Genomic DNA, 2,000 nt, shown 5'->3' on the forward strand with positions numbered 1-2,000 from the left:
AAGAGAGTAGGGGTGGTCATCACTGATCCACCCCTCTCAATAAACCGTGCAAGCGGGCCTACGCACACGGCTTTAACACTACATATTCCGTTTTCGGAGCATTACCGTTTGGTAAACTTCTGTCAGTGTGGTTAGTCCTTGTTCTTTCAGGTATTGGTTGTTAAGTCCATGGTGTACCATTTGGCAGTCTGAACTTCGCCACTTTGTCATGGGCAGTCCTGTCAGTGGGCCTTTGAAACCTTGCTTTCTGAGTAGTCGATGTAAGTGCTTCACATGCCTCCAGCTTCGAAGTTGTACCGCTCTTACTCTCCTTCTTATCCAGCCATCTAAATCTCTGAAACGTGTCTTGACTGTCCCGTACCCGAAGTAGTTTCCCCATCCTCGAATGATTTGGTTTAATTTATGCACGAGGTATTCCATAGAGACCGTTTGATTCCGTCTCGTGTAATTCCGTATGGAGTCCTTAAACTTTTGCACTGCCTTATCTCTTGGTCGTCGGAAATATTTCCGCATCCCCTCTTTATCCTGCCAGCTGTAGAACGTGTATCCTAGAAAGTCAAAGGATTCATCCAAATGAACCACTCTGGTTTTCGTAGGATGGACTTTCAATTCAAGTTGTCCTTCGAGATACTTTCTCATGCTTTCGCATACTCGTTCAGCGGCCTTTTTCGATTTGCACAGAATCACAAAGTCGTCCGCATAACGGACATATTTGTGCCCACGTTGGGTCATTTCCTCATCGAAAGGATGGAGATAAATATTGGCTAATAACGGACTGCAGACTCCACCCTGCGGAACCCCTTCGACGGTTTCTTCATAGACGCCTTGATTCATGATGCCTGACTCCAGAAACATTCGGATTAATTTAAGGACAGAACTGTCACTCACTTCTTCCCATACTCGATCAATTAATTTGTCGTGTGGGATGGTGTCAAAGTAAGATCGGAGATCCGCATCCACTACCCAATGGTACCCATTTTCAAGGTGCTCGGTAATCTTATCGATCGCCATATGACAGTCTCGGTTGGGGCGAAAACCATAACTGCAGTCAAGGAATTTCGCTTCAAAGATAGGCTCCAACACTCTACGTAACGATTGTTGTACAACCCGATCTCGTATAGTGGGAATTCCAAGCGGCCTTTGACTGCCATCTGCCTTGGGTATGAATACCCTTCGCACCGGTTGTGGACGATATTCTTTTGTCTTCAGTTCTTCTTGAATTACTCGTACGTTGTAATCCAAATTCTCCCCGAATTGTTCAATCGTTACCCCGTCTATACCATGACTTCCTTTATTGGCCTCTACGTCATACCAAGCCATCCGAAGGTTCACCGTGTCGAATACCTTGTCGAATAAGGAATACCACTTTCTTTTCTTCATTCCGTTTACCTTCCGTTCCTGCTGTCTATTCAAGATGATTTCCATTCACTTTTCTTCATTTCCGGCTTCCACTTGGTTTCTCTAGCCCCTTAAGGTCTCCTTGACCAGGACAATCTCACTTCCTGAGAAGCCATACTTGTTCATATTCTATGACAGAATACTAAAGAGAACTTTCCTCACTTTAGAGACATTTCTGTAATGTGGTACCCCTTCGCTCCTTGTCTCCTTCCTTGCGGAGGTGACAATTCTTCTATTACTAAGAATAGATTCCTCCAAGTTTTATCCTCCAGACTGTTACCAGTTTTCATTGGCTCGGAGTTCCTCGCTACTACTGATACCTCTGATTTCTCGTACCTCTTCATCCATCCCTTGACTGATCTTGGTGATGGAATACCTAGAAAAAAAATTCCTAGGAAGCCACGAGACCTCCTTGGGTCACGCTACTATACTTCCACCCTATCCCAACCTTCTTAACGCTTTGGGTCAGTTGTCGGCGATTTGGACTTCCCATCTTTTAGCATGGTCATCCCCCCCTCACGCCAGCTTAGGTTCGCTTTCGCTTTGTACAGGGTTTTGCATTCAGACCCTCCGCACCCCATCTCACGATGACGCACTGTCTG

At 45.5% G+C, this 2,000-nt stretch carries 1 protein-coding gene; it reads right to left on the bottom strand.

Annotation, left to right across the window (positions count from 1 at the left end; genetic code table 11):
* Positions 1 to 78: 78 nt before the first annotated feature.
* Positions 79 to 1,425 (bottom strand): group II intron reverse transcriptase/maturase, encoded by a 1,347-nt coding sequence (gene ltrA / locus EIZ39_RS26105; RefSeq protein ID WP_129204511.1) that lies wholly within the window; start codon positions 1,423 to 1,425, stop codon positions 79 to 81.
* Positions 1,426 to 2,000 lie beyond the last annotated feature (575 nt).

Origin of the sequence: Ammoniphilus sp. CFH 90114 (assembly GCF_004123195.1) — a bacterium.
Classification (GTDB): Bacteria; Bacillota; Bacilli; order Aneurinibacillales; family RAOX-1; genus YIM-78166.